Below are 26883 nucleotides of genomic sequence, written 5' to 3'. Positions count from 1 at the left end.
GATGAACCTGCTTTTCAATCTGGTTGCGGTTCAGCCGATTCACAGTGCCAAGTTCCATGGCGGTGGCTCTTACGGCGAAGTGATTTTCTGGGCGCTGGTCAAGCGCGGCGTGCAGTTCAGCTGCGCCTACGATAGCCACAAGTATCTGGACCCGATGATTCTCGATGCCTGCAAGACGCAGAACATTCCGCTGTTCGACATCAACGAAAAAACGCCGCAGCAGATTATCGACGAAAACCAGATTGACACCTTTTACACCCCGCTTTATTCGCTCGAAAAAAAGTGGGATATTAATGTGAAGGATTTCGTGTTTACCTGGCACGGCGTGCGTGCACTTGAAATGCAGTACAGCTGGGCCGGTGTCGGTTTCGCCAAGAAACTCGGACAGAAGTTCGAAGCGCTGGTGCGTTACCGCGAAAGTTGGAAAAAGTACTTCTACAAGCCCAAGTACCAGGCGCTCGCGGCCCGCATGGCCGAAGGCAAAGCCCGTACCATTACAGTGAGCGAACACAGCCGCGCCTCGATCAAGTCGTTCTTCCCGGAACTTCTGGATTTGGAAATTCCGGTATTTTACAGCCCCATGACGGCATACGAACCTGAAGGATTCTTGCCGCCGGGAGTGGCTGCGAAAAAGTATTTCTTGCTCACGAGCGGTGCCCGCTGGGAAAAGAATAACCTGCGTGCGGCCAAGGCTTTCGATGAACTGGTCGGCATGTATCAGTCGCAGGGCAAACCGTTTGATTTCAAGATGGTCATTACCGGGGCGGCAAACCCCAAGGCCTATTTGCGCCACCTCAAGCATAAAGACCGCTTTGTGCTGCTCGGCTATGTCGAAAATAGGGAACTGGAATTCTTGCACCAGAACGCCTACGCTTTTGTATTCCCGAGCCTGAACGAAGGCTTTGGTTACCCGCCGGTGCAGTCCATGCGATACGGCGTGCCTGTGGCGGCAAGCGGTACGACATCGATTCCCGAGGTCTGCGGCGATGCGGTGCTGTACTTCGACCCGTATTCCGTAAGCGAAATCAAGAACCGCTTGGTGCAATTGCTTGATTCTAAGATTTATGAAGAGTATGCGGCCCGCGCGCCCAAGCGCTATCTTGAAGTGCATACCCGCCAGAATGAAGACCTTGAACATACCATTGATTTTATTTTAAAGCGTTAACCCAATGTCCTCCCGGCCTTGTGCCGGGATCTCCTTTGTTTGTAAAGATGAGTCTGCTTAATAAATTGAAGAACCTTCTGAAAAATCCTTACCTTGCGATGGCGCTTGTGGCCCTGGTGGTGCAGAGCGTACTGTTGATTTTCTTCTATAGCTTGCCTGATCCGCTCGGGCTCTCGATGTCCGAAATGTTCGAGGGCAAAACCCTCTGGCAGATTTTCATGGCTTTCGGTGCGGTGCTTGCGATGGCTGGCCTCTTCGGCTTTGCGCGCGCTCCGCGCGGTCTTGCGATTTTTTACGGGCTCTACTTTTTTGCCGCGGTAGCGGACTACGATGTTTTCCGCTTTTCGCACCAGCGTCTTTCTTTCTCTTTCTTGCGCACGTATTTCCATATTTCAAACATCACCGATGCCACGACGGTTTCGACTCTCGGTGGCGACATGCTCGGGACGGTGCTTTGGGTAGCGATGGTAGTCCTCTGCCTTGCGGGCGCAATTGCATTTGTAACCGTCTACTCGCTTAGGCTCCGTAAACAGCGCCGTACGCTCGTGCTTAGCAATCAGGGTGGCGCCTGGAAGAGCGCCTCCCGTAAAATTCCGGGAGCGATGTTCGCCATTGGCATGGCTCTCTCGCTCGTGCCGCTCGTGCTGTTCCTTACGGGCACTCGCGGCTGGATCGAAATCCCCGTGACGCACACGAAAGTGGACATGCGCTTTACGCTCGGCAAGCACACGCTGACGGCGCCAATTCTGCATATTGCGGCGGTAGAAACTTTTGAATTCATACACGACAACGCCAAAATCACCGAAGAATTGGTGAGTGATTTGGATGCCTTCTTGCCGAAGGATTTTGCGGCAGGCCGCAAGAATTCCCTTGAACTTCCGATGTACCGGAACGCTCCTACGCACGAATACAAGGCGAAAAAAACGTACAACATCGTGTTCATTATGGGCGAGTCGTTCAAGGGCCGTATCTTTAACAAGATGCTCGAAGGCGATACAGCCGTCGCGCCGAATATCTGGAAACTTGCAAACGGCGGCTACTATGAAAAAGATTCCGCCGGCAATTCGCTAGGTGGCGGTCTCTGGTTCAAGCATGCCTTTAGCGGTGGTTACCCCACGGTACGCGGCACTATGGCGACCTACATGGGGTTCCCCTCGCACCCGAACCGCGATGTGCCGAGTTTTTATGCTGCAAACAAGTTCAAGGGCTGGCCTGAATTTTTGACAAACTATCAGCGCGCGTATGCAACGGTTTCGAACCCGATTTTTGACCATACGCTGCCCTTTATCGAAAAGTTCTTCGAAAAAGATTGGCACTTGATTGGTGAAGAAAAAAGCGAAGGCACTGCCGACAGCTTGGGTGCAAGCCTCGCTATCGATGTGCTTGCCAAAATGCCGACCGATAAACCTTGGCAGATTTCTTTCAACACCATTGCGTCGCACATACCGTTCTACGGCTATCCCAGTGATTTTGCTGAAAAGCCTGACGACGCCATGGTTCGTTACCGCAATGCCGTTCGCTATACCGACAAGCAACTCGGCCGATTCTTCGATTCGCTTTCCAAGCGTCCCGATTTCAAGAATACGGTAGTCATTGTCTTGGGCGACCACGACACCCCTGTAGATTCTATCGATTACTGGGTGCCGCAACCGCTTGGCCTTTCGGCATCGCAGATCTTTATCGGAATTTTCTCGGCAGATTCCGCCTTGTTTAACGGACTTACCGTTCGCGAAGATGTGGCATCGCAGCTTGATTTGGGCCCGACGATTTTTGATATTGCGCAGGTGCGTGAACCGAACCATTTCTGGGGTTATGACTTGCTCGCGCAGGAACGCCCTGCAAGTCAACCGTCGGTGTTCTTCTCGCAAAACGCGTACTACTTGGGCTTCCGTGACCATGTGCTTACGGGCGGCCTCGAAAACGAAGATGTTTACCGAGCAGGTGTCGGCGGCGAAAGCCCTTATGCAATCACGACCGATGCAAATGATCTTGCGTGGAAAAAGAAAGCGGTGGGTGCTGCAAAAGTCGTGCGCTCTGTGCTGCGAAATGATATTATGATGCCTTAGTAAATTAGGTCCCAATTTTCTATATTGCGAGTAATTATGAGTAATCTGGAAGCAGACAGCAAGTTTTTAAAGAAGGCCGTGATTATCAACGTGGTGGGGGCGGTCCTCAAGGTTTGCGGCCCGCTTTTGACTTTTTTGATGGCGCGTGTTTTTGGCGCCGCTGAATTTGGCATTTTTGTCTCTGCGCAAACGCTTCTCTTGACCATTGCCCACTCGGCAACGCTTGGGCTTGATAAGGGCCTGTATTGGTACCTCCCGCAAAACAAGCTGAATGGCCGCCCGGCTTATGACGGCATCATGAATTCCTTCTGGGTGTCGGCACTGATTGCGCTTTTCTGCTCACTCGTGATTTTTGTGGGTTCCTTTACGCCCTATATTTCCAAGGAACTGCCTTGGTATGGTATTTCGCTTTTGTTCTACGTGGGCACATTTGTCTTTAGCACTGCTTCCGAAGGCAATCGCCGTCCACAAAACGCCGTGTTCGTAAATTCCTTCCTTACGGTAACGCTTGCCCCGGGAGTGTCGATTGCGCTACACTTCCTGGATATTCCCCATGCGCTTCCGTTGGGCTTGTTTGTAGGCCAGATGGCTGGATTCATTGTGCATTTTGTGCTGGTGCGCCGTCAGTTCCCCGACATGCCGCTTCACCCGGCCTTGCGCGTGCCCATGGTTCTTTTGAAGTATTCGCTTCCGCTGGGCTTTGGTGAATTCGTCGCTTCGTTCTTGATTCGTTCTGCCCTCTGGATGGTCATGCTGTTCCTTGGTCCCGAAAAGGCGGGCGCCTTCGGTATCATGGTGACGATTTCGAATGCTCTCCAGACGATTCACGTGGGCTTTACACCGATTTTGACTCCGGTTGTTGCCGGCATGGAAAAACAGCGCTTGAGCACGGACTTGAAATTCGTCTATAGCTATTGCGTGTTCATGGTGACGCTGATCCAACTTTTGATCGGTTTCTTTATCGTCTTGTTCCCGAGCGAAATCCTGAGCATTGCGGGTAAGGACTTTATCGTGCAGCCCGAAGCTTTGGGTATTTTGCTCTTGGTGCACTTGGGTACCGGATTTGGCGGACTTTCCGTACTTGTTTTGAAGGGTATGGGCAAAAGCCTTTACACGTTGATTATGGATACGATTTCCCTTGGCTTGACGCTTGGGATGGGCTATCTGTTGATTCCGAGATTCGGCCTTGTGGGGGCGGCGCTTGCCATGCTGAGCTCTACGCTGTTCTCTGCAATCGTCAATAACGGTTACCTTTACAAAATGGGCTTTAGGCTTTATTCGTCCAAGCTTATTTCGCAGGTGCTTTGGATTGTGGCCCTGGTTGCATTCTATATTGCCGTGAATACAGGGAAGTTGCCCATGGTGTTATGGCAAAAGATTGTCGCATATTTGGTGATTGTGGGCCTGCTTGGCCTTTACTGGAAACTCGTAAAGAAGTATTTTTCTGTAAGCGCTATTTCAAACAAAAAGTAAAAGACTATGATTCCCAAGAAAATTCATTACATTTGGCTTTCTAACGATCCGCTGCCGAAGCTTCCTCAGCTGTGTATTGAAAGCTGGAAACGTCATTGTCCGGATTACGAAATTATCCATTGGGACATGGCCAAGTGCGAACAGATTATCAAGAACGTTCCGTTCGTCCGCGAAGCGGTTGAACTCCGTAAGTGGGCTTTCGCAAGCGACTACATTCGCCTTTATGCGATTTCAACAGAGGGCGGTATCTACTTGGACAGCGATGTTTACCTGTACCAGAGTTTTGACAGGTTCCTCGACCACCGCTACTTTACGAATATCGAGTTTACGACTCATTTCAAGAGAAATAAATCTTGGAAAAAGTTGAACGAAGACGGCACCAAAAAGAACAAGGACGAAATTCCTTTGCCGGGCCTTGCTTTCCAGGCTGCTATTTTCGGTGGCGAAGCGAATCACCCGTTCTTAAAGAAGTGCATGTCGTACTACGAAAATCAGAAATTCGTTTTGCCGAACGGTAAACTGAATATCGAAAATATCGCTCCGTTTGTTTATGCGCACATGGCAATGGACTTTGGCTTTGTCTATAAGAACCAGATGCAGAACTTGAAAGACGATATGGCCATTTACCCGAGCAAGATATTCTTGCCCAGTTGCGACGATGTCGATTACAAACCCGTGGCCATTCATGTTACCAGCGGAAGCTGGCGACCGCTGTCCCACAGAATCGGGCGCTTCTTTAGGCGCTTGCCGATTATCATCCAAAAGTCTTTCAAGCCCAAGCAGACGATTGATGATGTCTTGAATAGTTACGAATCTAAAAAAGCAATAGAATTCTAATACACCTTTTTATTGAAATCCTGATATGGCTACAAAAAAGACGATTCCCGAAAGATTTTCCAATTGGTACATTCCGCTGATTTGCAGGCACCAGTACAAGGCACTTGCGTTTTACCTGATTTTGGCGCTACTTTTTGCGATTCCCATTTTATTCAAGCCGGGACTCAAGCTAGATGCCGACCTTTCGCACCTGCTGCCCGAGGGCACCCCGAGCGTGAAGGCGCTCGAGGAATCGTACCAGCGTTTCGGTTCCACCGACAAGTTCATGATCGCAATCCAGAGCGAAGACTTGAACTTGGTGGTGGCCCTGCAAGATTCTATTGCCGAATACATCCACAAGAATTGGGAAGGCGATTTCGTTTCGACTCAGGTCGATAACGACAACCAGTTCTTCAAGGATAATGCATTGCTTTACTTGCCGGTAAAGCATTTGGAAAATATCCGCGACAATCTGGAAGACTTGCAACTTGAAATTGGCCGCAAGAACGGCCCGCTTGTTGTGGATTTGCTGGGCGACGCCTTGACCGATTCGACAAGCGCAGGGGTTGACAGCGCCGCGTCTGCAGAAAATGCTCCCGCGAAAAAGAAACGCGTGTGGTTTGATGAAAACTTGCCGCAGGAATTGGGTCTCCCTGACGAAGCGGTGAGTGCCTTTGACGCATTCTTCAAGAAATCCAAGGGCGACACAATCGATGCGAAGGCCGCCTCGAACGAAGAGGTGGAATGGGATTCCAAGTCGACGATTCCTTCTGAACTCAAGAACCGCCTGGTCGGTTCGCCGCGCCCCGACAGCACTGGCAAGATTCTCTATAACGGCGTGGTGAACGCGAAGCTTATCAAGCCCTCTACCGACTATGAATTTGTGACGCATATCTTGGCCCGCACCGATTCCTTGCTTGCCTATTTCAGCAGCAAGACGTACCCGGTGCCGACCCGCTTTACGGTGGAAGGCACCTACGAGGGCCTCAAGGAAGTGGATGAAGTGGCCAACGATTCCGTTTTCTCCTTCGCCATCAGCCTGGTGCTTATCATCTTCCTCACCATATTCTTCTTCAGGAGCGTAAAGGGCCCGATTCTGGTGACTGCTTCGGTGCTGTACGCCTGCCTCCCGACGCTTGCGTTTACGGCTCTCTTCTACGGCAAGCTGAACCCCTTCACAGTGTTTGTGGCCTCCATCATCTTGGGCATCGGTATCGACTACTCGATTCATATCCTAGGCACTTCGCAGAAACTATTGCACAAGTACGCGACCTTAGAAGAAGTGCTGGAACATGCCCAGAGGAAAATGCTCAAGCCCTTCATTCTCGCAAGTTTCACGACAATTGCTGCTTTCTTGACTCTTCTCGCTGCGCACTTCCGTGGGTTCTATGAGTTCGGCGTGGTGGCCTCCGTAGGCGTATTCTTCAGCATGCTTACCTCTGTGCTTGTGCTCCCAGTCTTTATCAAGTGCATGGGTGGTATCCCGAAGGCTCCGGAAAATTCCCTGTTGCCCAAGTCCTGGGACGAGGCGAAAATCCTCAAGTTCTTCAAGTATGTGGCCTTTGCGAGCTTTGCGCTTGGTGCAGTTTCCATTTGGTTTGCACAGGATGTGGACTTCGAACACAACCTCCGTAACCTGCGTCGCGTCTCGACGAACGTATCGGCCTCGAAGAACAAGATTTCTACGAAGGTGACGCGTGCTACAGGTAAGGCGGTAACGTCGACACCGGCAGCCGTGATGGGAAGCAAGCCCGAACAGCTCGACAAACTCTACGATACATTGATGGTGCGCCTGCACGTGGAACACGATTCCACCCTCGGCAGTTTCCTTACGCTCAAGAGTTTCGTTCCGCCAAAAGATTCCCAGGAAGCCCGCCTCGAAATCATCGAAGAAATCCGCGACCTTGTAGAGGCCCGCGTGTTTGATCGTGCCGAGGGCGAAGATTCCGTGAATATTGCGAACCTGCGCAAGCTATCCTCTGTAGAGAAAACCTTTACCGCCGAAGATGTCCCGAGCTGGACTCTTGACCTGTTGCGAGAAAAGGACGGCAGCTATGGGAAAATCGGCTTTATCTACGGTGACTTCCCGAGCTGGGACGCCCACGCGTTGCACCGATTCCAGGAACGCTACGGCCATTGGAACTTTGACGGCGAAGACCTGCGCACCTTCTCTTCGCAGTTCATCCTCTCTGACGTGATTGATTCAGTAAAGCAGGATAGTTTCCGCTTGGCTCTGGTCATTATCCTCGTGATTTTCGGCACGCTGGTCATTTCTTTCCGCAAGCCGAAACTCTTCTTGGCAGGCTGCATTTCCTTTGGCATGGGAACACTCCTCACCCTCGGGCTTCTCGGGTTCCTCACCGACATGTTTGAATTCGGCAAGATCAGCATCTACAACGTGATTGTAATCCCGATGGCGCTCGGTATCGGAATCGACTCCACGATTCACATGATTACCTCGTGGATGAGCGACAAGAATCTGACGCTCCGTCAACTGATGGATACCACCGGCCGTAACGTGATGGCAAGTTCCACCACGACCATCGCGGGCTTTGTCGGGTTCCTGTTCACGACGCACCGCGGCCTGAAGGGCATCGGCGACCTCGCTTGCATCAGCATCGCGATGTTCCTCATTACGAGCATCATCTTTACGATGTATTTGTGCGGCACCTGGCTCAAGAAGAAATAGTCAAAGCCATAAGCATCGTCTAGCTGCGTTCTCGACCCACTCGCCGTATTTTTATACGGCTTCGGGGTCTGCGGCCTTGCTATACTCGCTTCTGACTTTGACTGTAGTTAAATTGTACAGCTTCGGTCCTGCGGCATCGCGTTTAGAATTTAAAGCCCGCGTTCGAGCGAGTAATCCGAAATCTTTAGCAATGTATCGAGGGTCGCGCTTAAGAATTTCTCCTTGGCGCGGCCTTCTTCATTTTGCAATTTGCCGGTGAGTTCGTTTTCTTGACGCAGGTCGCCGTCGGCAAAGATATGCGTTTCGTCCTGGGCGGGGTACTTCGCGATAAATCGGTAACCGTCAAGCCCGATGGCGGCATAACCCGAATACGCCCCGAGGGAAAGGCCTGCGAGTGGTTCCGGCACGGAATCGGCCATATGTTCGCGCAGCAAGTTGTGTCCCATGAAAATGTTGGGCACGGCAAATCCCGCAAGTTCAAGCACCGTGGGCGCAACGTCAATCTGCGCGGCAGGTGTCGTGTCACGGACGGCGTCAAGCCCCTTCCCGTGAATAAAGAACGGAATCCAGCTCACGTTCGAAAATCCGCCGCCATTCATGGTAGAAACGCCGTTTTCGCCCAGGGGGAATCCGTGGTCGGCCATGATGATTACGTAGGTGTTCTTGTACCATTCCTCGTTTTCGATCGAATGGAAGAATCGGGCGATTTGCCTGTCGGCGTAATTCATGGTCACGTTGATGCGCTCCTGCAACGGACGGTTCTTTTGCTCGTCGGTCATGCCCGCGGCAAAGTTGAACGGGTAATGGTTGGAACGCGTCATGAGGGTCGCGAGAAATGGCTTTCCTTCCTTGGAGAGTGTGTCGCGCACGTATTCGATCGCATGGTCAATAAAGGTGGAGTCGTCTTCACGTTCGCGGTTATAATGTTCGGCGGTGTACCACTTGGACATCCAAACGCCCAGATTATCCCAGGCGGGGTCGGCGGCAGACATGTAATGCGTGCTGTAGCCGTTTGTAGTCAAGACTTGCACAAAACTCGGGATGGTTACGTGGGCTAAATCAGTGGCTTGGGCCAAGCGGGAATGGTGCGGAATGCCGATGTGCGTCGAAAGCACGCCGCCCGTGGTCGGCACGCCGCTGGTATGCATGCGCATCCACACGTGGGAATGGGCGGCGAGCGAATCCATGAACGGAGTGGGCGAGGGCTGGAGTTGCGGATTCATGTAGCCGGTATTCCAACCGCGCTGCGATTCCATGAGCACCAATATAAAATTCGGCTGCATTTCGCGCTGGGCTTTGAGCTTTTCGCTTTGGAGTAGGGCCTGCATCGGTTCGCGATAGAGCGGCAGGTGGTTGCCTGAGTCGCTGTCCGTAAAGGTCCAATCGGAATCGCCTTCGATTTTTTGCCACAAATTCTGGTAAGCGGTGCGGTAATTGCCAAGCTCGGCATCCGTGAGGCCAACGATTTTCTTTGCAACAAACAAGTCATTATAGATTAGCGAAACAACCGGACGGAGCTTTGTCATGCGGGCGTTTCCAGTCCAGATAAAGTAAACAAACAGGTATGAGGCGATGTAGAAAATGAGCATCGCGATGACGGATTTCTTGACGTAGAATCCGTCACTGGGGCGGTACCACTTGCAAAGTAATCTGTAAACGCCGTAAGTCAGCGGGAGCATGAGCGCGAGCACTACAAACTGCAAGTACGGTACGGACAAATCGTTCGCTACGTAATCGTAGAAAACAATGATAGACGAAGTGTCTTTATAGGTGTCGACAAGTCCAAAAGTCAGGTGGCCGCCCAGGAAACGCTGGGTTTCGTTGTCGAGTAAGGTCAAAAGCAGAATCGCAGTGTGAAAAACGGCATAGAGTACAGTGGTGATTTTCACGACGACTGCTTTGAGTGTCGCCTTGCCGGCTGTAATGCGGTAAACAATGCCGCCCAGAATCAGGAACACCACGAGGGCGTTCACAATCCACAGAAAATCGATGCACACCGCATGGAAAATGAACCAGTCCGGCTTACTTACAAACGGGAATCCGTAGGGGTTGCTGCGGAATAAAAGCAGCACGCGCAAGATAATATGAGTGACCCACGCCGCAAGTGAAATCAGCACCAGTTTCTGAAAGGGGGCAACGCTTGCCGCCACTTTCTTCAAAAAGCCGAGAATAGTAAGTTTCATGTGTTTAAAATAGAAAAACAAATTATGTATATTTGGCCTATGATTCTTCAAAAGTGGGCGTTGATACCTTTATTGCTGACCGGTCTCATTGTGACCGCTTGCGAAGAAATTGAAGAAGAAAAGCCCTGGCTGCAGGTAGAGCGCCCCGAAATGCTTTTTACTGACACCACCCTCATGGATAGTTACGACAAGGGTGTGCTGGCCTGGAAACTCAAAACAGCCTATTTGGAACGCTGGAGCGACAAGGAAGTCGTGTTTGTGCGCCCGGTGCTGGTAGATATTTACGATTCTCTCGGAGAACGTACTGCTTTTTTGCGAGCTGATTCTGGCCGCATGGATTTGAAGTTTACTTACGTGTATGCCTACGGCCATGTTTACGCCCTTACGCCTAAGGGCGCCTCGGTGCGCTCGGACTCCTTGATTTGGAACAAGGGAGACAACCAGGTGACCACCGAAAGCTACGTACGCGTGGTGAGTGAAGAAGGCGACGTGTTACAGGGCCGCGGCTTTGTGAGCGACGCTCACATGGACAACTGGCGCATTCTTTCGGATGTGACAGGCATCTTTCAAGATGCAGCCCGCCGTTTAAAAGAAGAAGACAAGAACCAGGCCAAAGAAATCGAAACCCGCGACAGCGTGGAGGCGGCAAATCCCGCGCCCACTCCAACTCAGGCGGCTCCTACTCCGACGAATTCTCCTATAAATTCTGCGCCTGCTGCAAAGTCTGCTCCTAGCACGGCTCCTGCTTCGAGTTCGGCGACGCAGCCTGCTGAAAAGCCTGCAGAATCGGATTCCTTGAAGAAGGCGGCCACAAAGGCCGCTACCAAGATGGAAATGGACTTGTTCAAAAAGATCAAGAACCGGGGTGAACGCGCCAAAGCAAAGCAGAGGGATGCCGAATGATTTTGCGCCTTTTACCTCTGTTGCTTGCCGCACTGCTTGCGACAAGTGCCGCTGCGCAGACTTCGCCCTTGATCATGAAACATGCCGACAGCCTTGCTGTCGCCCGCAAGCGCGGAACGCTCTTGCTGCAAGGGCGAGTGCATTTCATTCACGACAGCATCCAGTTCCGCACCCAGCGCGCCTTCTGGAACAAGAATGACGAAAGCGTGCAGTGCAACGGCGGCTTCCTCTTTACGCACCCTTCGGGCTACATTAAGGCGGTAAACGGCTTGTACCGCAAAAAAGTCGGAATCGCGACCGCTTCGAGCGATGTACACGCCGGCGACTCGGCAAACTCCTACCTGTTCACGGGCGAATATCTGGAATATGACCGAGAAAACGAAATCCTTACCATGCCGCAAAAGCCCAAGCTTTACCAGTACGAAAAAATGAAAAGCGGCAAAATCGATACGGTGACGATTTCGGCCAAGCGCATTATCTACAACAAGAAAGATTCCTTCGCTCAAGCTTTTGATTCGGTAAAGGTCACGCAGAACGACATGGTCGTCACTTGCGATACGGGCTATTTCGACCGCAAGAACAACTGGCTCAGCATGAAGGGCCACCCGACTTGCGACATGAAGAATTACCACCTTACGGGCGATTCCATTTTCTTGGTGCTGGATTCTGCGGGCAAGTCTCTCAAGTCGGCACTCGTGATTCGCAATGCCCACGGCGTGCAGCAAGAAGATCCCAAGCGGGGCGCCCCCGGCAGTGTGACCGAAGCTTTTGGCGATACCCTTTACGCGCAATTCAATAACGACAAAATCGAGCGCCTTTACGTGAATCTGAACGCCCGCGGATTCTTCTACGAAACAGACCTCAAGGATTACCGCAACTTGATGGACGGCGATCGCCTAGACCTGTATTTCAATCAAGGGAAGATGGACAAGGCGGTGGTGTCGGGCAAGGCTCAGAGTACGTATTTCTACGTGAAAAAGGACCGCTCCGTTTCGGGCAAGAACGAAGCCGCCGGCGATACCATTCACATTCTGTTCGACGCTCAAAAGAACGCGGTCAAGTCGCTTAAACTCTTGGGCAGCGCAACCATGGCAAGCGGTCGCTACATTGACATGGAAAAGACGGAACGCCTCAAGAGAGAGGCTGAGGCTGCCAAGGCGGCAAATAAGGATATTGACAAAAAGAACGAATCCGACGATAATAAAAAAGCCGGTAACTTAAAAAGCAAATTGGATATAATGCGAAAAGCCCGTGAAAAGGCAATCGCACCGCCGAAAGATTTGTAAATTGGGAGAGTATGAAGAATCTTGTTAGTACCATACGCACGGAACACCTGAGAAAGGTCTATGGCGGTCGCCAAGTGGTGAGCGACGTGTCCATTCGCGTGTCGCAGGGCGAAATTGTCGGACTCCTCGGCCCTAACGGTGCCGGCAAGACGACTTCGTTCTACATGATCGTGGGCATGGTACGCCCGGAGTCCGGACACATTTTCCTCGATGACATCGAGATGACGGACAAGCCAATGTACAAGCGTGCGCGCCTCGGCATCGGTTACTTGCCGCAAGAAGCTTCGATTTTCCGCAAGCTCAGCGTCGAAGACAACATTATGGCAATTCTTGAAACGCAGAACATGAAGCGTTCCGAACGTAAGCGCCGCCTCGAAGAATTGCTTGAAGAATTCAAGATTACGCATATTCGCAAAACCAAGTCCATGAGCTGCTCGGGCGGTGAACGTCGCCGTCTGGAAATTGCTCGCGCCCTCGCAAGCGACCCCTCGTTCTTGCTGCTCGACGAACCGTTTGCAGGCATTGACCCGATTGCCGTGGCCGATATCCAGTCCATCATTTCGGGGCTCAAGGACCGCGGCATGGGTGTGCTCATTACCGACCACAATGTGCGCGAAACGCTTTCGATTACTGACCGCGCCTATATTATGTACAAGAGCCAGGTGTTGACAGAGGGCTCTTCGGAATATTTGGCGAACGACCCCGAAGCCCGCCGCATATACTTAGGAGATTCCTTCAGTTTAGGATAAATATGGATATCGGACTGCAAATAGGTACAAATCAACGACTGGAGCAAAATCTTTCGCCCCAGCTGAGGCAATTTGTAACCATTCTGCAGAAGAATTCCTTGGAACTCGATACTGCCATCAAAGAAGAACTGGAAAGCAATCCTCTGCTGGAACTCGATGACGCCGCTCCAATGGAAGAGCGCGAAGTCCACGAAGACGAACTTCCGGATTCCGGAGCCGAACTGCGCGAAGTCAAAGACGATTTTGACGACTACGATTCGGGCGACTATTCTAGCCTCGAAGACAGTGCCATGGGCGACAGCAGCCTTTTGGACGGTAGCAACGATATCAATTACGAACAGTACTTGAAAGACGGCTCCATGAACGAAGATGCGCCTTTCAAGGACTTGAATGTGGGTAACGATTCCGATGACGAATGGGACCGCCCCATTAAAGATCGTGGCAAAAGCCTGCAAGACCAGTTGCGCGACCAGCTTTCGCTTTGGTCGGGCACCCGCGAACAGCTGGAACAGCTTGCACAAAGCAATTGCTCCGAAAAGAAATTCCGTTCGCTGGTGGAATATCTGATCGATTCTCTCGACGAAAACGGCTTTTTGCAAGAAGTATCTGCCGAGGTGGCTCCGGTGCGCTTGTCGAGCGACCCTTACATCAACGAAATTGAATCCATGCTCCGTAACGAAGTCCCGCTAGAGGAATGTTCCTTGCCGGTGCGCGAGGCGGTGCATGTGCTGCAGGGCTTTAACCCGCGTGGAATTGGGGCCCGCAACCAGCGCGAATGCTTTTTGATTCAGGCTTATGCGCTCCCGCAATTTCCGCCGCTCGGCATCAAGATTCTCGAAGAATGCTACGACGATTTGCTTGCGCTCCGTTATGCAAAAATCGGAAAGTCCTTGGGCGTTTCGACCGAAGACGTGCAGCGTGCCGTTGCAAGCTTTGCAAAACTCAACCCGCATCCGGGTTTCCAACTTTCAAATTCTCGCGTGCAGACCGTTGCCGCCGATCTCAAGGTGATCGACAAGCATGGTCGCATGGAAGTCGAATCCGTGCGTTCTTCGATGCAAAAACGCTTGCGCGTAAACCAGACTTACAAGGCGATTCTCGACGACAAGGGAGCCTCCAAGTCCGATAAGGAATACGTGCGCACGCACCTCTTTAAGGCTGTCGAATTTATCAAGGCGCTCGATAACCGCTACACGACTATGGAACTCGTGATGCGGGCGATTTTCAAACGCCAAAAGGATTTCTTTACCAAGGGGCCAGCGTTCCTTAAGCCCATGGTGCAGCAAGACATTGCCGACGACATCAAGCGCGACGTGAGCACCGTGAACCGCTCGGTCAACGGTAAGTATGTCGACACGCCCTACGGCATTTTCGAACTCAAGCAGTTCTTTACTTCGGGTGTCAAGCAAGATTCCTCGCCCGATGGCGAAGAACTCAGCTCCGCAACCATCCTGGATGCCATCAAAAAACTCGTGGACGAAGAGGACAAGAAGAAGCCTCTTTCGGACCAGGCCATTGCAGACAAACTGATGGAACAGGGAATCAAGGTAGCGCGCCGTACGGTGGCAAAATACCGCGAAGAAGAGCTGCATTTATTGCCCGCCAGCAAACGTAAAAAACTTATATAATAGGCGGTTTTAGCTCCAAAAAGCCGAATTTTTGGCCATTATTCCAATTTGGAATAACTTTTTTTGAAAATTTTTGAAAAACCCTTTGTTTTTGAACAAAAAAAGATGTATATACTCTAGACGTAGAGCAAAAAGCTCTGCAATACATACGAAAACCCTTTTTAAGGAGGTTAATATTATGGATATTCAGTTCTCTGCTCGTCACTTTAATGCTTCTGCCGGACTCCAGGATCGTATTCAAGAAGAAATGGACAAATTAGCTCGATTCTATCCGAATATCACCAGTGCCTCCGTTATCCTTGACCATGAAGTTGAACATCAGCGCCATTGCGAAATTACTGTGAACATTACCGGCTCCCAGGTTGTAGCCTCCGCCGACGAAGAAAACATGGGCAAGGCAGTTGATGTAACCCTTGAACGCATCAAGGTGCAGCTCAAGAAGGCAAACGACAAGCAGAACGATCACCGTGCCCAGCCTGTTTCCGAAGTTGTATAACCGGTTGCAATCGTGGCTGAGTCTAGATTAAAAGACATAAAGATCCTGCACCGGGAACGTCTCCTGGTGCGGGACTTTTTTTTGCATTACGGCAGGGACCTGCAAATGGCCTGCCATTCTCCGGAATCTGCTTTGGACGCCCCTATTGCCGAAAGCGGTATTCACCGCCCGGGCCTTGCCATGGCAGGTTACACCAAGGTTTACAGTTCGCAGCAGATCCAGGTAGTCGGGCACACGGAATGGAACTACTTGGAATCGATTGGCCCCGAAGGCCGTGCGAAAGTCTTTGAGAATTTGTCTGTATTCAAGGCCCCGATGTGGGTGGTAACGCATTCGCAGATGCCGCACCCCGAACTCAAGGCCATGTGTGACCGCTTGAACATCCCGCTGTTCTCGACCACGCTTCACACGTATGAATTCAACAAGATCGCCCAGCGTATTCTTGAAGAATTCTTTGCTCCACATGCCATTATTCACGGAAGCCTGGTCGACGTCTATGGCGTCGGTATGCTTTATGTGGGCGACAGCAACGTGGGTAAGTCCGAATGCGTACTGGACCTCGTGGAAAGCGGACACCGCATGGTGGCCGACGACGTGGTCCACATCAGTAACGTGGGCCGTGCCATTATCGGACGTCCGGACCCCTTGATCAAGCACCACATGGAAATCCGCGGCGTGGGCATCCTCGATATCCGCTCCATGTTCGGTATTCATGCCATCCGCAAGGCAAAAAAGATCGAAACCATCGTAGAACTGCAACAATGGCAGCGCGACGGCGGTTACGACCGCACAGGCTTGAACGAGCAGGAAGAAGAGGTCATGGGGGTCAGAATCCCCAAAGTCGTGATTCCTGTGGCTCCTGGCAAGAACCTGACCGTGATTTCCGAGGTCATTGCCATGAATACCTTGATGAAATATAACGGTCAGAACGTGGCTCAGGACTTCAATGAGTCCCTAATGCAAAAGATTAAGGCCAAGGCCAAGGGCGAGTATGTCGATGATTTGTTAGATTTCGACAATCAAAACTGGTCTTACTATGAATAGGGTCACAAGACGCATTAAAGAGAACCTTTTTCCGTTTATCGTGTTCGCCATTATCGTGGCGTCATGTTCTGCGGCATGGTTCTTTTTCCATCCGTCTAGTCCGTTCCATGAACGTTATACCTTCGTGGTGTCTTACGATGCTATCGGTACGCTTTCTCCGGGGAACTTGGTTAAGGTGCGCGGTATTCCGTGCGGCCAGATTACCAAGGTGCAGCTGACCGACGATGCTGTCTTTGTGACGGTCGAAGTCCTTGCGGAAACAATCATTCCCAAGAACTCCGAGTTCCGCCTGATTACCGCAGGCCTGATGGGTGAACGCGAAATGTGCGTGCTTACGGGCGATTCCAAGGAACTTGTTCACCAGGGAGATACGCTGATTGGTCATTTTGATCAGGGTATGAGCGGTTTTGGCAAAAAGGTGGGCGCCATTATGGCGGACCTTGCCGAACTGAAGGATTCTGCCCGCTCGGTCATGGATTCTCTTTCGAACGGCCAGGCCGGCGAACAGCTGGATCGCGTTTCCAAAAAGGCCAAGAACGTTGTCCGCAAGACCAAGGTGAACGTGAACAGCTGGAAAACTCAGGTCGATTCGCTCCTGGATGAATGCGATCACAGCCTGGGTAATGCCCAGGCGGCCCTGGAGGCTATTGCCCAAACCGGTGCTGCCAAGGTTCACGACCTGGGAAGCCTGGTCGACCGTACCCGCAAACTGCTGGAAACGGTCAAGGCCCTCAAGGAACAGTCCACCTCCGTTTTGGGCAAACTTACGCAAGACGACAATACCGCCGGTTTGATTATTGGTCCGGATTCCCCGTTCAACAAGGGGTTGGATAAGCTGCTTCAGGACGTCGATGCCCTGCTGAATGACATCAAAAAGAGCGGTTTGAATATTAATATTGATATTTTCTAAAAAAAGTTTACCCTTTTCGCGAAAAAAAAGTTATTTATCACTTTATCGGTACAAACGAGTATAATCGCAACCAAGGAGAAAACCATGGCTGAAAAGAAACCTGTAAAAATGAGCGATGCTGACCTCAAGTTTTTTGAGGATATGTTGATTGAAAAACGTAGGCAGATTGTAACGGCGCAGACCGATTTTGACAAGACCGAAACGTTCAAGAATCAGGCGCAGGCGGGTGAAGGTGGCGAATCGAACAGTGCCGACCTAGCAACCGACTATAACGCTCTCGAAACGAACTTCTCCTTGGCTGCCCGCGAAGGCAAGTATCTGGTTTACCTCGAAGAAGCTCTCAAGCGCATCAAGAAGGGGACTTTCGGTATTTGCAAGGTTTGCGGCGAACTGATTCCGAAGGCCCGCCTGATTGCCGTGCCTACGGCCACCAAGTGCGTGAACTGCAAGGAAGAAACCAAGCGCAAGGAAAAGGAAGACAGCCGTCTTGAAATGGCGCGTATGCTTGCCGAAGCCCAGCGCCGCGAAATGCAGAAGCGCACCGCCGGAAAGTAATTCGGATTTCGGAATTCAGAGTTATTAAAAAAGCACCCAAACATTGTTTGGGTGCAATTCTTTTTTTTCCGAATTCCGAATTCCGAAATCCGAATTCTGAATTCGGGCTTACCCCTTGGCGAGCAGTTCCATGAGTTCACTGTCGAGGCGGTCGGCGTTGTCGTACTGCTTTAAGTTCTGGTGCAGCGATTCGCCCTTGGATACAAGGCCGAAGTCCAGGTTCTTGTAGTTCCAGTAGCTGTAGCCCACGTCGGCGTCGCGGAGTATTTCCATGAAGTCGCGCATCCAGGCGAGCTGGTATTTGCGGGCGACTTGCACGTATACGCCGAATTCATTGCAGGCGACGGGCAGGTCGTATTTTGCGCGGAAGTCGAGTGCGTTCTGGATGCTTTCTTGCAGGCGAGCCTTGTCCCACTTGCCGAATTCCACGTTGAGGCGGGTGGTGGCACCGGCCTCGGGAGCGGCGTAGTCGCCTGGCCACGGGCGTTCAATCTTGAAGAACGGATCGTTGATCCAGGCGGCACCCTGGTGCGTAAAGGTCACCGGGGTGTAGGTATGAAAGCTGTAGATGGCGTTGTCGTCGTCCATCGGGGTCAGGTACTTGAATTCGTGGGCGCTGTTCCACTTGTTGCTGCCGACCACGATCGTGTTCTTGGGAGCGTGCTTGCGGATTGCCCAGAAAATTTCATCTTTTACTTTGTCCCAAACCAGGGAGTCGGCCGCAGCGGGCTCGTTCAGGAGCTCCATCATCACGCGGGACTCGCCGCTGTAACGTTCGGCCATAAACGACCAGACCTTGGCGGTATCCTTGCGGGCGTCGGCACTTACAAAGAATGGCTGCTCCTGGTAAGAGCCGAGGTGAAAGTCGTGGCCCGGGCACTTGTGCAGGTCAAGAATCACGTACAGGTCATTTGCCAGAATGTCCTTGATGGCCTTGTCCAGCAGAGCGAAAACTTCTTCTTTAGGCTTGATCGTTCCTTCGTCGAACAAGTTGAAGTAGTCCACCGGCAGGCGCACGTGGTTGAACCCCGCACCGCGGATGCGCTTGAAATCGCTGTCCCCAAGGAATGTCTTGATGTGTTCAATGATCCCGGGAAACCCTACGGGATCTTTTTCCTGGATGCAGTCTACCTGACTGAACCATCCACCCAAATTCACTCCCCGCAGTCTTTCATTGATCATTGTATCATCCCTGTGTGCGAAAAGGCTGAATTGCCTTACTCGTTAACAATTGTCAGGTCTTCTTCGGCGATGTTCAAGCTCATGATCACTTCCATGTCATCCGGAAGATCCTTGAAATCAACAACCAGGCCGACCTTCTTCGATTCGTCCTTCTGCTTTTCGAACAGGACGACATCAAAAATCTTCATTCTTACCACCGCCTCTTGTGTGACGGGGATTTCCACAGTCATGCCCTTGCTAATTGGGCCTTCAACAATCTTGCCCTTGAACACCAGAGACGTCTGGTCGTCGCCGAGCGAGGTCTTCTTTACATGAAATACAGCCATTATACCTTAGCCATTTTTCGGTTATTCTTTGGTTATTTTATTTTTCGACCCTGTTGTAGGTCGTGGTGAAAAATTAACTTTTTTACATGGCTTTACGAGTTGGACGAATCCCTTTTTTGGTCTGTGCGCCGTTTTTTCATGACTTCCTTGGACGAGAGTCTGAATTTAGCGACGTGGAATTTGTGGATGGCCCTCCGAGTGCGCATTGTGCAGGGCTTAAGAATGGGTCAATCCATTTGTCTCCGGCGTCGTCGATTACGTTTGCGCAAAAGCCGGGAGCCTTTGTGCTTGCTCCTGATATTTGTACCTCGTGTTCGTTCGAGGTCCGCTCGGTAAAGCTTTTCTCCAAGGTGCCTATTGAAGATTTGTCACACAAGACGGTGTGCCTTACGGCGCAAAGCATGACGTCTATCAACCTGCTCAAAATCTTGCTGCAAGAACGGTTCGGTCTTTCGCCCGAATACAAGTCCGCGCCTTACGCCGCAAGCGATGACGCGTGCTTGCTGATTGGTGACCAGGCGCTCGAAGAAAACGAACGCCACCGCTTTGCTTACGATTACGACCTGGGCGCGCTTTGGCAGGACTGGCAACACGTGCCGTTTGTCTTTGGCGCATGGATTATTGCAAAGAGCGCTCTCGAACCTGGTTTAGAACAAACTTTACTCCGCTACCTGCAGGCGACTCGCGAAAGCATTGGACGGTTTCGCGAGAACCCTTCGAAATGCCTTGACCGTTGGCTTGCCCGGTACCCCGTCGATTTGCCGCGGACGGTCGTAGAAAACTACTATTCGGCGCTGGATTACAGCTTTACCGATGAACGCAAACGCTCGCTTTCGCTGTTTTTTGAGCATGCGGCCGCCTTGGGACTTATTAAACGGGTGCCTACCCTAGAGTTTTTGTAGACAAAGTCAAAAAACAATATTAATTTAAGGGAATCCCAAGGTTGTTTAATGGGAGGTTTTTCTATGGTTGAAGAAAAAATTCTTGTTGTTGACGACAATGAAGATATCCTGGACAAGACCAAGGATCTCTTGCAACGTGTCGGCTATAGCGTTGAATGCTGCAATTCCGGAAAAGACGCTCTGGATTACTTGAGCGAAAACAAGGTGGACTTGGTACTCTTGGACATCAACATGCCGAAGATGAACGGCTTCGATGTCTGCCTGCGTATTCGCCAACGCCATGCCCTTGACGACCTTCCGGTGATATTCCTGACGAACCGCGAAGATTCCGACAGCGTGACCAAGGGCTTCCAGGCGGGCGCGTCGGACTTTGTGAGCAAGAGTGCCATTGCCGAAATCTTGCTTGCCCGCGTGAATGTGCATATTCGCTTGGCCCGATCGTTGCGCAACCTCCGCGATATTTCTTTGACCGACGACATGACGGGTTGCTTTAACCGCCGTCATGGTATGTTCTCGCTGCGCGAATGGTTCTCGCGTTCCAAGCGTTACGGAACCCAGTTCGCCATTATTTATTTTGACTTGAATGGCCTGAAGGAAACGAACGACCGCTATGGCCATCAGGCGGGTGACTTGCTTTTGCGCTCTGTCTCGACATCAATCAAGGATATCTTGCGTGAAACCGACCAACTCTTTAGAATGGGCGGCGACGAATTCATGGTCATTTGCCCCGAAACAGATGTAAAGGGTGCCTTCGTTTGTGCAGAACGCATGGAGAAGATTGTTTCCGAAATCAAGATTGTCGATAAGCAGGCGTCCTTCGCTTACGGCGTTGCCCATTCCAGCGAAGACTACAAGGAAGTTGACGACATGCTGCACAGCGCCGACGTTTCCATGTACAAGATGAAACAGGAAATGCGTAAGAAGTGATGAGTGATGTGAGATGAGAAATGTGAAATGAGTAATTAAACATCACACATTACACATCCCACATTGTATGAGTGTCATCCTGAGCTATACGAAACTAAGAACTTTAGTTCTCAAGTTGAGTTATCCTCTTTGGGGAGAGTGAAACGAGTCGAAGGATCTAAAAAAATCCTGCTTAAAAGCAGGATTTTTTTGTTGTTTGATTTTCGTGCCTGAGTCATGCTGAACTTGGTTCAGCATCAGCTATTGAATGGACTTCAGAAGTTTCTTCAGGCGTTCGGCAATGGTTGCCCAGTCGCCTGCGGCCATAAGCTTCGGGTCGTAAATGCTTGCCCCGAACGAAAGCAGGTTTGCGCCGGCCTTCAAGTAGCTTGCGGCGTTCTCCGGGTTCACGCCGCCGCATGCCATCAGTGGAATGTCGCGGAACGGCCCGCGGAGAGCCTTGATGTATTCGGGCCCGCCCACGCAGTTTACCGGGAAAATCTTTACGGCGGTGGCGCCCAGGTCGAATGCCTTTTGCACTTCGGTGGGTGTCAGCGCGCCCGGAATAATCGGGATGCGAGCCGTGGCAGACAGGCGGATGATTTCGTTGCGCGTATTGGGCGTCACGATAAATTCGGCGCCAGCGGCAATGGCCTTCTCTAAATCGATGCCGTGGCGGACTGTGCCTGCACCTACGGCAATGCCGTGAGGCTTTGCCGCGGCCTTGAGGGCTGCAATAATCGATTCGGCGCTTGCGGTGTTCATGGTGACTTCGATTGCCTTGAGTCCGCATTCAACGGCGGTCTTGACGCAAGCTTCTTCTGCACCACGGGGAATGTCGCGGAGAATGCCCACGACCGGCATCGGTTGTAAAAATTCTAGCAGTTCCATGCCTATAGTATAGTAAAAGTAGGCAGTAGACAGTAGACGGTAGGAAGTAGACGGTAGGAAGTAGACAGTAGGAAGTAGACAGTAGGCAGTAGACTGTAAAATAAAAATGTAAAAGAAAAGCGCCCTTTCGGGCGCTGATTCTTTTAGTTCCGAACTCCGAATTATTTCACCTTGATGCTTTGGGTTGCAAGCGTCTTGCCGTTTTGTACGACTCTTGCAATCAGGGCGCCGCGGTGCGGAAGCTTGGCGAGGTTCACTTCGGCGCGGGTTCCGTAGAAGTCCTGGGCCATCAGCTGGTTGCCGAGCATGTCAAAGATCTTCACGGTCTTGGAGCCCTGTGCACTTGCTAGCACATAGAGCTTGCTCTTGTTCACCTGCATGCGAGCCTTGGCAATGGTTGTCTTCGGCGCAACAAAGCCTACGCGGTCGCTGGTGGTGTTGCCCGGACCGTAACCCCACAGGAGTTTGCCCTTGCTGCGGATAACGATGTACGGATCTTGAGGTGCCTGCTGAATATCGCCCTGATCCTTGTCCCATTCGGGAGCGCCGTCGTAAGCCGGGGCGTCCTTGGTTTCGGAGTGGGCGGTAAAACTCCAACTGTCAGTGACCTTGACCTTGGAGGGCGTGAGAAGTACTTCGCATTTGCCATCGACCTTGGTTCCAGAAGAAATTCCGATGTCAAGACGAAGCCTGCCGCCAAGGCCGATGGTGCCGATGCTGATGGCCTGCTCCCAGGTGTAGGTCTTTTTGTCTTTGTTGTAGGTGTCGTCGACCTTTTTCGGTGTACTCATGTTCTTTGTCATTGTTGTTATTGCGTCAGAACAAGGCTTGTCGAATCCTCCCATGTCCATGTCGTATGCTCGACAGATGTCAACAAGGAACATAGCTCCGCAAGCGTCAACATCTTCTTCGGTTGCATCAAAGTAAATGTAGGCTACAACGCTGTCAGCATCTTCAAGGGTTTCGTTATAGAAGTTGATGCTGAAATAATCCGTGCTGTCGGTCCAGAAATAATGGTATGCCGTTGCGTAAACTTCGTTGGAGAAGGGTGAGGTTTCCGTGGTCTTGCAGTTGTCGCACTTCTTTTCGTAGTAGTCGTTGCCGCCGTTGCTTACAAAGGTAAGGGCCGAAAGAAGTGTTGCGGAGGAATAAAGGCAAGTTTCTGATTTTTCCCAGTCTTTCCAACTCGTTTCGTTTTCTGGAACCAACGAGCTTGAATCGCCAGGAACAGTCCCACCAAAAAGGGCTCCTACGGGGCAATTATACTTGTAGTTAAAACCCGGAGTGTTCTTACCTTCGGGGTTAGAAGCACGGTGATGCGGGTGGGCGTCGTTCTTATCGCCAATGCCGTATACGAACGAAACGTCCCACGGATTCACGCCGAGCATGTAGTTCAGCTGGTTGATGCCGAGCTGGCGCATTTCGCTTGCCTTGAGGCCCGTACTTGCCATGGCCGGAAGCGTGACGCCCTGCTTTTCGATATCGGCGGCCACGTCGGCGTATGCCAAAACTTCAAAGATGTTTCCGGCTTGATAATGGTTGAAATTCCATTTCTGGTCGGTAAACATGGTGTACCAAGTGGGATTGTAGCTGACGGTGTTTTGTGTCCAGCTGATGTCCCCTTTGGGAAGAACGATGGAACCGGTCCCTGTGCCGCTTACATCGCCAAGGTTGGCAATCATGTCGGCAAGGCAGTCTTCGATGGCCGCGAGACGTTCATCTTCGGTAAGTCCATATTCAGATGTCGCCTTGGTCTTGTCGGCAAGAATTAACTTGTACAGAGCGTACAGCGCGAAACTATGGGCGTTTGCCCAGTTGGTGTTCTTTGGGTTTTTAAGCATGCCACTCGCATCGGCAGCGAACCAACCGCCACCAAAGAAGCCTGCGCCGTCGATGATTCGTTGACCTTTGAAAAGTTCCGTCGTGCGGATCATATCGTCGGCGTAATCCTTCTTGCCTGTAGCGTAAAGGAGGGCCACCGAGGCAAGCGCCAAGTCATCAAGGTATTCGTGGTTGTTGTTGTAGGCGGGAGTATCGAAGAAAGCCTTGTTGTTCTTGAAAGTCTTGCCTTGGGCCAAGTCCTTGGCAAAGGCGTACATCTTTTCGGCAACCACCAAGCAACTGTCTGCAAATTTCTTGTCGTACTTGGCGTAGTCCTTGGAGAGAATGGCGAGACCCGCGGCAATATCACTCGAGATGTTGGAGCCGAGTTCGCCAAGTCGGACCGTGCGTTCGGTAGGACCTCCGCGATGTTTGGCATTCACGTAATCCTGAGCTTCGGGGCGTCCCCACCAGCCGTGATCACTGCCGAAGCTGCCCACGGAAACGGGCATGTCGTCAACGACGCCCTTTGCAAATTCGTACGCTTTCAGGAAGAAGTCAGCACCATGCTTGGCCTCGCGCAAGACATCGGGCACGCCGTCGGTCTTGACAAATTCACCCTGATTGTAATCGTAGTGGTCCACGTCTTTACCGGGGTTGGTAGCATGCATCACGGCAAGGGTCATGAAGGCGTACGCCATGGTCTGCGATTCCTTCAGGTGATCGCCGCAATCGTACCAGCCACCAGCAAGGGAACCTGCCCTAGATGCGTCAAAGGAAGAGGTAGTATCTCCTGCCGTAGTAATCGCGCCGCCGCCGTCTTTGGTATGGCTCGGACCATGGAACCAGGATTCGGAGTTGCCGCTGCGCTGGATTCCGAAGAACTTGAGCGTGGCATCCTTTGCCATGGTGTAAACGTCGTCGCTCACAATGAAGGTGCTGGAAACTTCGTCACCGACCTTGATGCGCAGGCGCTTTTCGGTAGGTACGTTCTGCGGGATTTTGCCGACAAAGATATTGCCTTCAGGTCCGGTGATTTCGACCTTGTAACGCTTCAGGTCGTTTGTAGCGGCATCTGTACCAGCAATAATGGTCCAGTCGCTCTTGGTGGCCGTTTCGGTTGCGGTGAATGTTCCGGTTATCTTGGTGCTGAGCGACTTGCCGTCTGCATCCACGATTTCGAATTCAGTTGCCTTGCTGCCTACGAAGTAGAACTGGCGTTCCGTGTCGCTCTTGAGGTAGCCCGCCTGGTTCACGCGGATCGGCGAAATCTTGGTGTTGATGGCATCAAAGTAGGCCTGGTCCAGGGTGTCGGGCATCATCGCCCCCGCCTTAAAGCTTGCGGGCGTTGCGGGAATATTCAGAACGCCAATCTTCTTGGTGACCGTCGTGTCAAAGTTTTCGAACACCTTCGCGTCCCAGCTCAAGGGCCAGGTCGGGCGAATCAGGTCGTATGGCGTGGTAGCGGCAAAAGCTGCAGATGCAGAAAGAGCGGCCAAGGTAGAGGCTATAACCCCTGTCGACTTTTTAAGATGCATATCATTCTCCGGTTATACGGAAGAAATATAGCATCCCTCGTTTTTTTTGCAAGTAAAATGTAAGTTTTTTGTGACCTGTATTACATATTATTCGAATCGTAGCGCTTCGATGGGGTCCAGGCGACTAGCCTTACGGGCCGGGTACCATCCAAAGAACACGCCAGTAGCAAAACATACGCCAAAGCTCACGATAACGCTCGTGATGGACACGCTCATGGGCCAGTTCATGGCAATCTTGACCGTCTCGGAAGCGGCAATGCCAAGGGCGATCCCGATGGCGCCGCCAAGCAGGCTGATGATGACCGATTCAAAAAGGAACTGCAACAGAATGTCGCGGCCGCGTGCACCGATAGCCATACGCAGGCCGATTTCCTTGGTGCGTTCGGTCACCGACACGTACATAATGTTCATGATACCGATGCCGCCTACAAACAAACTAATTCCTGCAATCGCGGTCAGCACCAGCGAGAGCATGTCCGAGGTACTGGTGACCATCTGGATCATTTCTTCTTGGGTAAAAACGCGGAAGGGGTCGGTGGGCTTTGTCCAGCTGCGGCGTTCTTTGAGGATTCCCATGATTTCTTCGGTGGCTTGCGCCGCGTAGCCCTCGCCAATAGAATTCGCGTAAATCTGGCGGATGTTCGTGGTGGCGTTGAATCGCTTCATCACCGTCTGGTAGGGTGTAAAAATCACGTCGTCGTTGTCTTGCCCGAAATCGCCGGAGCCTTTCGCCTTTAGGGTACCGATGACCTTGAGCGGAATGCTCTTGTAGCGGATAGTTTTGCCGATGGGGTCGCCTTCGGGGAACAGGTTTTTCACGACAGTTTGGCCAATCACGCAGACTTTGGCCATGCGGTCTGCCTGGTCGTCGAACATGACGCCGTCTTCGATTTCGTAGTTGCGGATTTTCAGGTAGTCGGCCGATACGCCGCTCAAGGCCGTGGGGGAGTTGTTGTTGCCTACAATGGCCTGCCCGCCTACGGTTATCATGGGCGAGACTCCGTTAATGTAGGTGGCGTTTTCGCGGATAGCGATGACGTCGGCTTCTTCGAGCGATTCGGTGGATTCCATCTGCACGCCGCCGCGACGGTCGCGGTTCGGCATGATGATGATGGCGTTCGTGCCCATGGCGGTCATCTGTTCCTTGATCGATTTTTTGGAACCTTCGCCCATGGCGACCATGGTGATGACTGCCGCGACACCGATCACGATGCCGAGCACCGAAAGGAAGGTGCGCATGCGGTTACGCAACAAGGCGCGGAGGGAAATTTTTATGAGAGTTAGTGGGGACATAGACAGTAGGAAGTTAGAAGTAGACAGTAGGAAGTGGTTAGGTATGAGGTGTGAGGTCGGT

At 51.7% G+C, this 26883-nt stretch carries 21 protein-coding genes; 15 read left to right on the top strand and 6 right to left on the bottom strand.

Annotation, left to right across the window (positions count from 1 at the left end; genetic code table 11):
- Nucleotide 1: 1 nt before the first annotated feature.
- From BUC02_RS08635 to BUC02_RS08615, 5 genes are read left to right on the top strand one after another with little or no spacing between them, the layout of a single operon-like run.
- Nucleotides 2-1165 (top strand): glycosyltransferase, encoded by a 1164-nt coding sequence (locus BUC02_RS08635; RefSeq protein WP_073321391.1) that lies wholly within the window; start codon nucleotides 2-4, stop codon nucleotides 1163-1165.
- 47 nt (nucleotides 1166-1212) lie between these two features.
- Complete coding sequence (locus tag BUC02_RS08630; RefSeq protein WP_254794161.1) at nucleotides 1213-3231, top strand: LTA synthase family protein; 2019 nt, start codon at nucleotides 1213-1215, stop codon at nucleotides 3229-3231.
- A 36-nt stretch (nucleotides 3232-3267) separates the two neighbouring features.
- On the top strand, nucleotides 3268-4704 hold the full coding sequence (locus BUC02_RS08625) for an oligosaccharide flippase family protein (RefSeq protein ID WP_073321387.1): 1437 nt from the start codon (nucleotides 3268-3270) through the stop codon (nucleotides 4702-4704).
- A gap of 6 nt (nucleotides 4705-4710) precedes the next feature.
- Entirely contained in the window at nucleotides 4711-5541 is an 831-nt protein-coding gene (locus BUC02_RS08620) for a glycosyltransferase family 32 protein (protein ID WP_073321384.1), read from the top strand.
- A gap of 25 nt (nucleotides 5542-5566) precedes the next feature.
- Nucleotides 5567-8209, top strand: a complete 2643-nt coding sequence (locus BUC02_RS08615; RefSeq protein ID WP_073321381.1) for an efflux RND transporter permease subunit — start codon at nucleotides 5567-5569, stop codon at nucleotides 8207-8209.
- 149 nt (nucleotides 8210-8358) lie between these two features.
- Here the strand turns inward: BUC02_RS08615 and BUC02_RS08610 are convergent, their stop codons facing one another.
- Entirely contained in the window at nucleotides 8359-10392 is a 2034-nt protein-coding gene (locus tag BUC02_RS08610; protein WP_073321378.1) for an LTA synthase family protein, read from the bottom strand.
- Nucleotides 10393-10431: 39 nt separating this feature from the next.
- Between BUC02_RS08610 and lptC the strand changes: the two genes are divergently transcribed.
- From lptC to BUC02_RS08570, 8 genes are all read left to right on the top strand, one after another.
- Entirely contained in the window at nucleotides 10432-11295 is an 864-nt protein-coding gene (gene lptC / locus BUC02_RS08605; RefSeq protein WP_254794159.1) for an LPS export ABC transporter periplasmic protein LptC, read from the top strand.
- Nucleotides 11292-12581 carry a hypothetical protein gene (locus tag BUC02_RS08600; protein ID WP_073321375.1) on the top strand — a complete coding sequence of 430 codons (1290 nt, stop codon included), beginning with the start codon at nucleotides 11292-11294 and terminating at the stop codon, nucleotides 12579-12581. Before lptC ends, BUC02_RS08600 begins: the two co-directional genes overlap by 4 nt.
- Nucleotides 12582-12592: 11 nt before the next feature.
- Nucleotides 12593-13330, top strand: a complete 738-nt coding sequence (gene lptB, locus BUC02_RS08595; RefSeq protein ID WP_073321372.1) for an LPS export ABC transporter ATP-binding protein — start codon at nucleotides 12593-12595, stop codon at nucleotides 13328-13330.
- 2 nt (nucleotides 13331-13332) lie between these two features.
- The gene (gene rpoN, locus BUC02_RS08590; protein WP_073321369.1) at nucleotides 13333-14958 is read left to right on the top strand and encodes an RNA polymerase factor sigma-54; all 1626 of its coding nucleotides are present in this window, start codon (nucleotides 13333-13335) and stop codon (nucleotides 14956-14958) included.
- A 178-nt stretch (nucleotides 14959-15136) separates the two neighbouring features.
- Nucleotides 15137-15454: a ribosome hibernation-promoting factor, HPF/YfiA family gene (gene hpf / locus BUC02_RS08585; RefSeq protein ID WP_072979834.1), complete on the top strand. Its 318-nt coding sequence runs from the start codon at nucleotides 15137-15139 to the stop codon at nucleotides 15452-15454.
- A 12-nt stretch (nucleotides 15455-15466) separates the two neighbouring features.
- Nucleotides 15467-16498, top strand: coding sequence for an HPr(Ser) kinase/phosphatase (hprK, locus tag BUC02_RS08580; RefSeq protein ID WP_073321366.1), 1032 nt, complete (start codon nucleotides 15467-15469; stop codon nucleotides 16496-16498).
- Nucleotides 16491-17408 (top strand): MlaD family protein, encoded by a 918-nt coding sequence (locus BUC02_RS08575; RefSeq protein WP_073321363.1) that lies wholly within the window; start codon nucleotides 16491-16493, stop codon nucleotides 17406-17408. The genes hprK and BUC02_RS08575 overlap by 8 nt, the downstream gene beginning before the upstream one ends.
- A gap of 84 nt (nucleotides 17409-17492) precedes the next feature.
- The gene (locus tag BUC02_RS08570) at nucleotides 17493-17963 is read left to right on the top strand and encodes a TraR/DksA family transcriptional regulator (RefSeq protein ID WP_073321360.1); all 471 of its coding nucleotides are present in this window, start codon (nucleotides 17493-17495) and stop codon (nucleotides 17961-17963) included.
- Between the two features lie 108 nt (nucleotides 17964-18071).
- Here the strand turns inward: BUC02_RS08570 and BUC02_RS08565 are convergent, their stop codons facing one another.
- Both BUC02_RS08565 and BUC02_RS08560 read right to left on the bottom strand, forming a co-directional pair.
- Entirely contained in the window at nucleotides 18072-19145 is a 1074-nt protein-coding gene (locus tag BUC02_RS08565) for a glycoside hydrolase family 5 protein (RefSeq protein ID WP_073321358.1), read from the bottom strand.
- A gap of 35 nt (nucleotides 19146-19180) precedes the next feature.
- Complete coding sequence (locus BUC02_RS08560; protein ID WP_072798334.1) at nucleotides 19181-19471, bottom strand: hypothetical protein; 291 nt, start codon at nucleotides 19469-19471, stop codon at nucleotides 19181-19183.
- 86 nt (nucleotides 19472-19557) lie between these two features.
- On the opposite strand from BUC02_RS08560, the gene BUC02_RS08555 reads away from it, so the two are divergent.
- Together BUC02_RS08555 and BUC02_RS08550 are read left to right on the top strand one after the other, a co-directional pair.
- The gene (locus BUC02_RS08555; protein WP_073321355.1) at nucleotides 19558-20373 is read left to right on the top strand and encodes a menaquinone biosynthetic enzyme MqnA/MqnD family protein; all 816 of its coding nucleotides are present in this window, start codon (nucleotides 19558-19560) and stop codon (nucleotides 20371-20373) included.
- 63 nt (nucleotides 20374-20436) lie between these two features.
- A complete protein-coding gene (locus BUC02_RS08550; RefSeq protein ID WP_073321755.1) occupies nucleotides 20437-21300 on the top strand; it encodes a GGDEF domain-containing response regulator in 864 nt (287 codons plus the stop codon).
- A gap of 240 nt (nucleotides 21301-21540) precedes the next feature.
- Here BUC02_RS08550 and BUC02_RS08545 read toward each other — a convergent pair whose 3' ends face one another.
- The 3 genes from BUC02_RS08545 to BUC02_RS08535 all read right to left on the bottom strand — a co-directional run bounded on the left by BUC02_RS08545 (nucleotide 21541) and on the right by BUC02_RS08535 (nucleotide 26822).
- The gene (locus BUC02_RS08545; protein WP_073321352.1) at nucleotides 21541-22170 is read right to left on the bottom strand and encodes a bifunctional 4-hydroxy-2-oxoglutarate aldolase/2-dehydro-3-deoxy-phosphogluconate aldolase; all 630 of its coding nucleotides are present in this window, start codon (nucleotides 22168-22170) and stop codon (nucleotides 21541-21543) included.
- A gap of 161 nt (nucleotides 22171-22331) precedes the next feature.
- Complete coding sequence (locus BUC02_RS08540) at nucleotides 22332-25529, bottom strand: glycoside hydrolase family 9 protein (RefSeq protein ID WP_083564513.1); 3198 nt, start codon at nucleotides 25527-25529, stop codon at nucleotides 22332-22334.
- Between the two features lie 87 nt (nucleotides 25530-25616).
- Complete coding sequence (locus BUC02_RS08535; protein WP_073321347.1) at nucleotides 25617-26822, bottom strand: ABC transporter permease; 1206 nt, start codon at nucleotides 26820-26822, stop codon at nucleotides 25617-25619.
- Nucleotides 26823-26883 lie beyond the last annotated feature (61 nt).

The organism is Fibrobacter sp. UWOV1, from assembly GCF_900142495.1.
Lineage (GTDB): Bacteria > Fibrobacterota > Fibrobacteria > Fibrobacterales > Fibrobacteraceae > Fibrobacter.
Note: the sequence above shows the minus strand (reverse complement) of the source record. Positions and strands in the feature narration are given on the sequence as shown.

What these genes read in the sequence shown, in the direction of transcription:
- BUC02_RS08600 (WP_073321375.1), top strand. Translation starts at nt 11,292, where the DNA reads ATGATTTTGCGCCTTTTACCTCTGTTGCTTGCCGCACTGCTTGCGACA.
- BUC02_RS08630 (WP_254794161.1), top strand. Translation starts at nt 1,213, where the DNA reads ATGAGTCTGCTTAATAAATTGAAGAACCTTCTGAAAAATCCTTACCTT.
- BUC02_RS08560 (WP_072798334.1), bottom strand. Translation starts at nt 19,471, where the DNA reads ATGGCTGTATTTCATGTAAAGAAGACCTCGCTCGGCGACGACCAGACG.
- BUC02_RS08610 (WP_073321378.1), bottom strand. Translation starts at nt 10,392, where the DNA reads ATGAAACTTACTATTCTCGGCTTTTTGAAGAAAGTGGCGGCAAGCGTT.
- BUC02_RS08570 (WP_073321360.1), top strand. Translation starts at nt 17,493, where the DNA reads ATGGCTGAAAAGAAACCTGTAAAAATGAGCGATGCTGACCTCAAGTTT.
- BUC02_RS08555 (WP_073321355.1), top strand. Translation starts at nt 19,558, where the DNA reads ATGGCTTTACGAGTTGGACGAATCCCTTTTTTGGTCTGTGCGCCGTTT.
- lptC (WP_254794159.1), top strand. Translation starts at nt 10,432, where the DNA reads ATGATTCTTCAAAAGTGGGCGTTGATACCTTTATTGCTGACCGGTCTC.
- BUC02_RS08615 (WP_073321381.1), top strand. Translation starts at nt 5,567, where the DNA reads ATGGCTACAAAAAAGACGATTCCCGAAAGATTTTCCAATTGGTACATT.
- BUC02_RS08535 (WP_073321347.1), bottom strand. Translation starts at nt 26,822, where the DNA reads ATGTCCCCACTAACTCTCATAAAAATTTCCCTCCGCGCCTTGTTGCGT.
- BUC02_RS08540 (WP_083564513.1), bottom strand. Translation starts at nt 25,529, where the DNA reads ATGCATCTTAAAAAGTCGACAGGGGTTATAGCCTCTACCTTGGCCGCT.
- BUC02_RS08620 (WP_073321384.1), top strand. Translation starts at nt 4,711, where the DNA reads ATGATTCCCAAGAAAATTCATTACATTTGGCTTTCTAACGATCCGCTG.
- BUC02_RS08625 (WP_073321387.1), top strand. Translation starts at nt 3,268, where the DNA reads ATGAGTAATCTGGAAGCAGACAGCAAGTTTTTAAAGAAGGCCGTGATT.
- BUC02_RS08550 (WP_073321755.1), top strand. Translation starts at nt 20,437, where the DNA reads ATGGTTGAAGAAAAAATTCTTGTTGTTGACGACAATGAAGATATCCTG.
- BUC02_RS08575 (WP_073321363.1), top strand. Translation starts at nt 16,491, where the DNA reads ATGAATAGGGTCACAAGACGCATTAAAGAGAACCTTTTTCCGTTTATC.
- BUC02_RS08565 (WP_073321358.1), bottom strand. Translation starts at nt 19,145, where the DNA reads ATGATCAATGAAAGACTGCGGGGAGTGAATTTGGGTGGATGGTTCAGT.
- BUC02_RS08545 (WP_073321352.1), bottom strand. Translation starts at nt 22,170, where the DNA reads ATGGAACTGCTAGAATTTTTACAACCGATGCCGGTCGTGGGCATTCTC.
- lptB (WP_073321372.1), top strand. Translation starts at nt 12,593, where the DNA reads ATGAAGAATCTTGTTAGTACCATACGCACGGAACACCTGAGAAAGGTC.
- rpoN (WP_073321369.1), top strand. Translation starts at nt 13,333, where the DNA reads ATGGATATCGGACTGCAAATAGGTACAAATCAACGACTGGAGCAAAAT.
- hpf (WP_072979834.1), top strand. Translation starts at nt 15,137, where the DNA reads ATGGATATTCAGTTCTCTGCTCGTCACTTTAATGCTTCTGCCGGACTC.
- BUC02_RS08635 (WP_073321391.1), top strand. Translation starts at nt 2, where the DNA reads ATGAACCTGCTTTTCAATCTGGTTGCGGTTCAGCCGATTCACAGTGCC.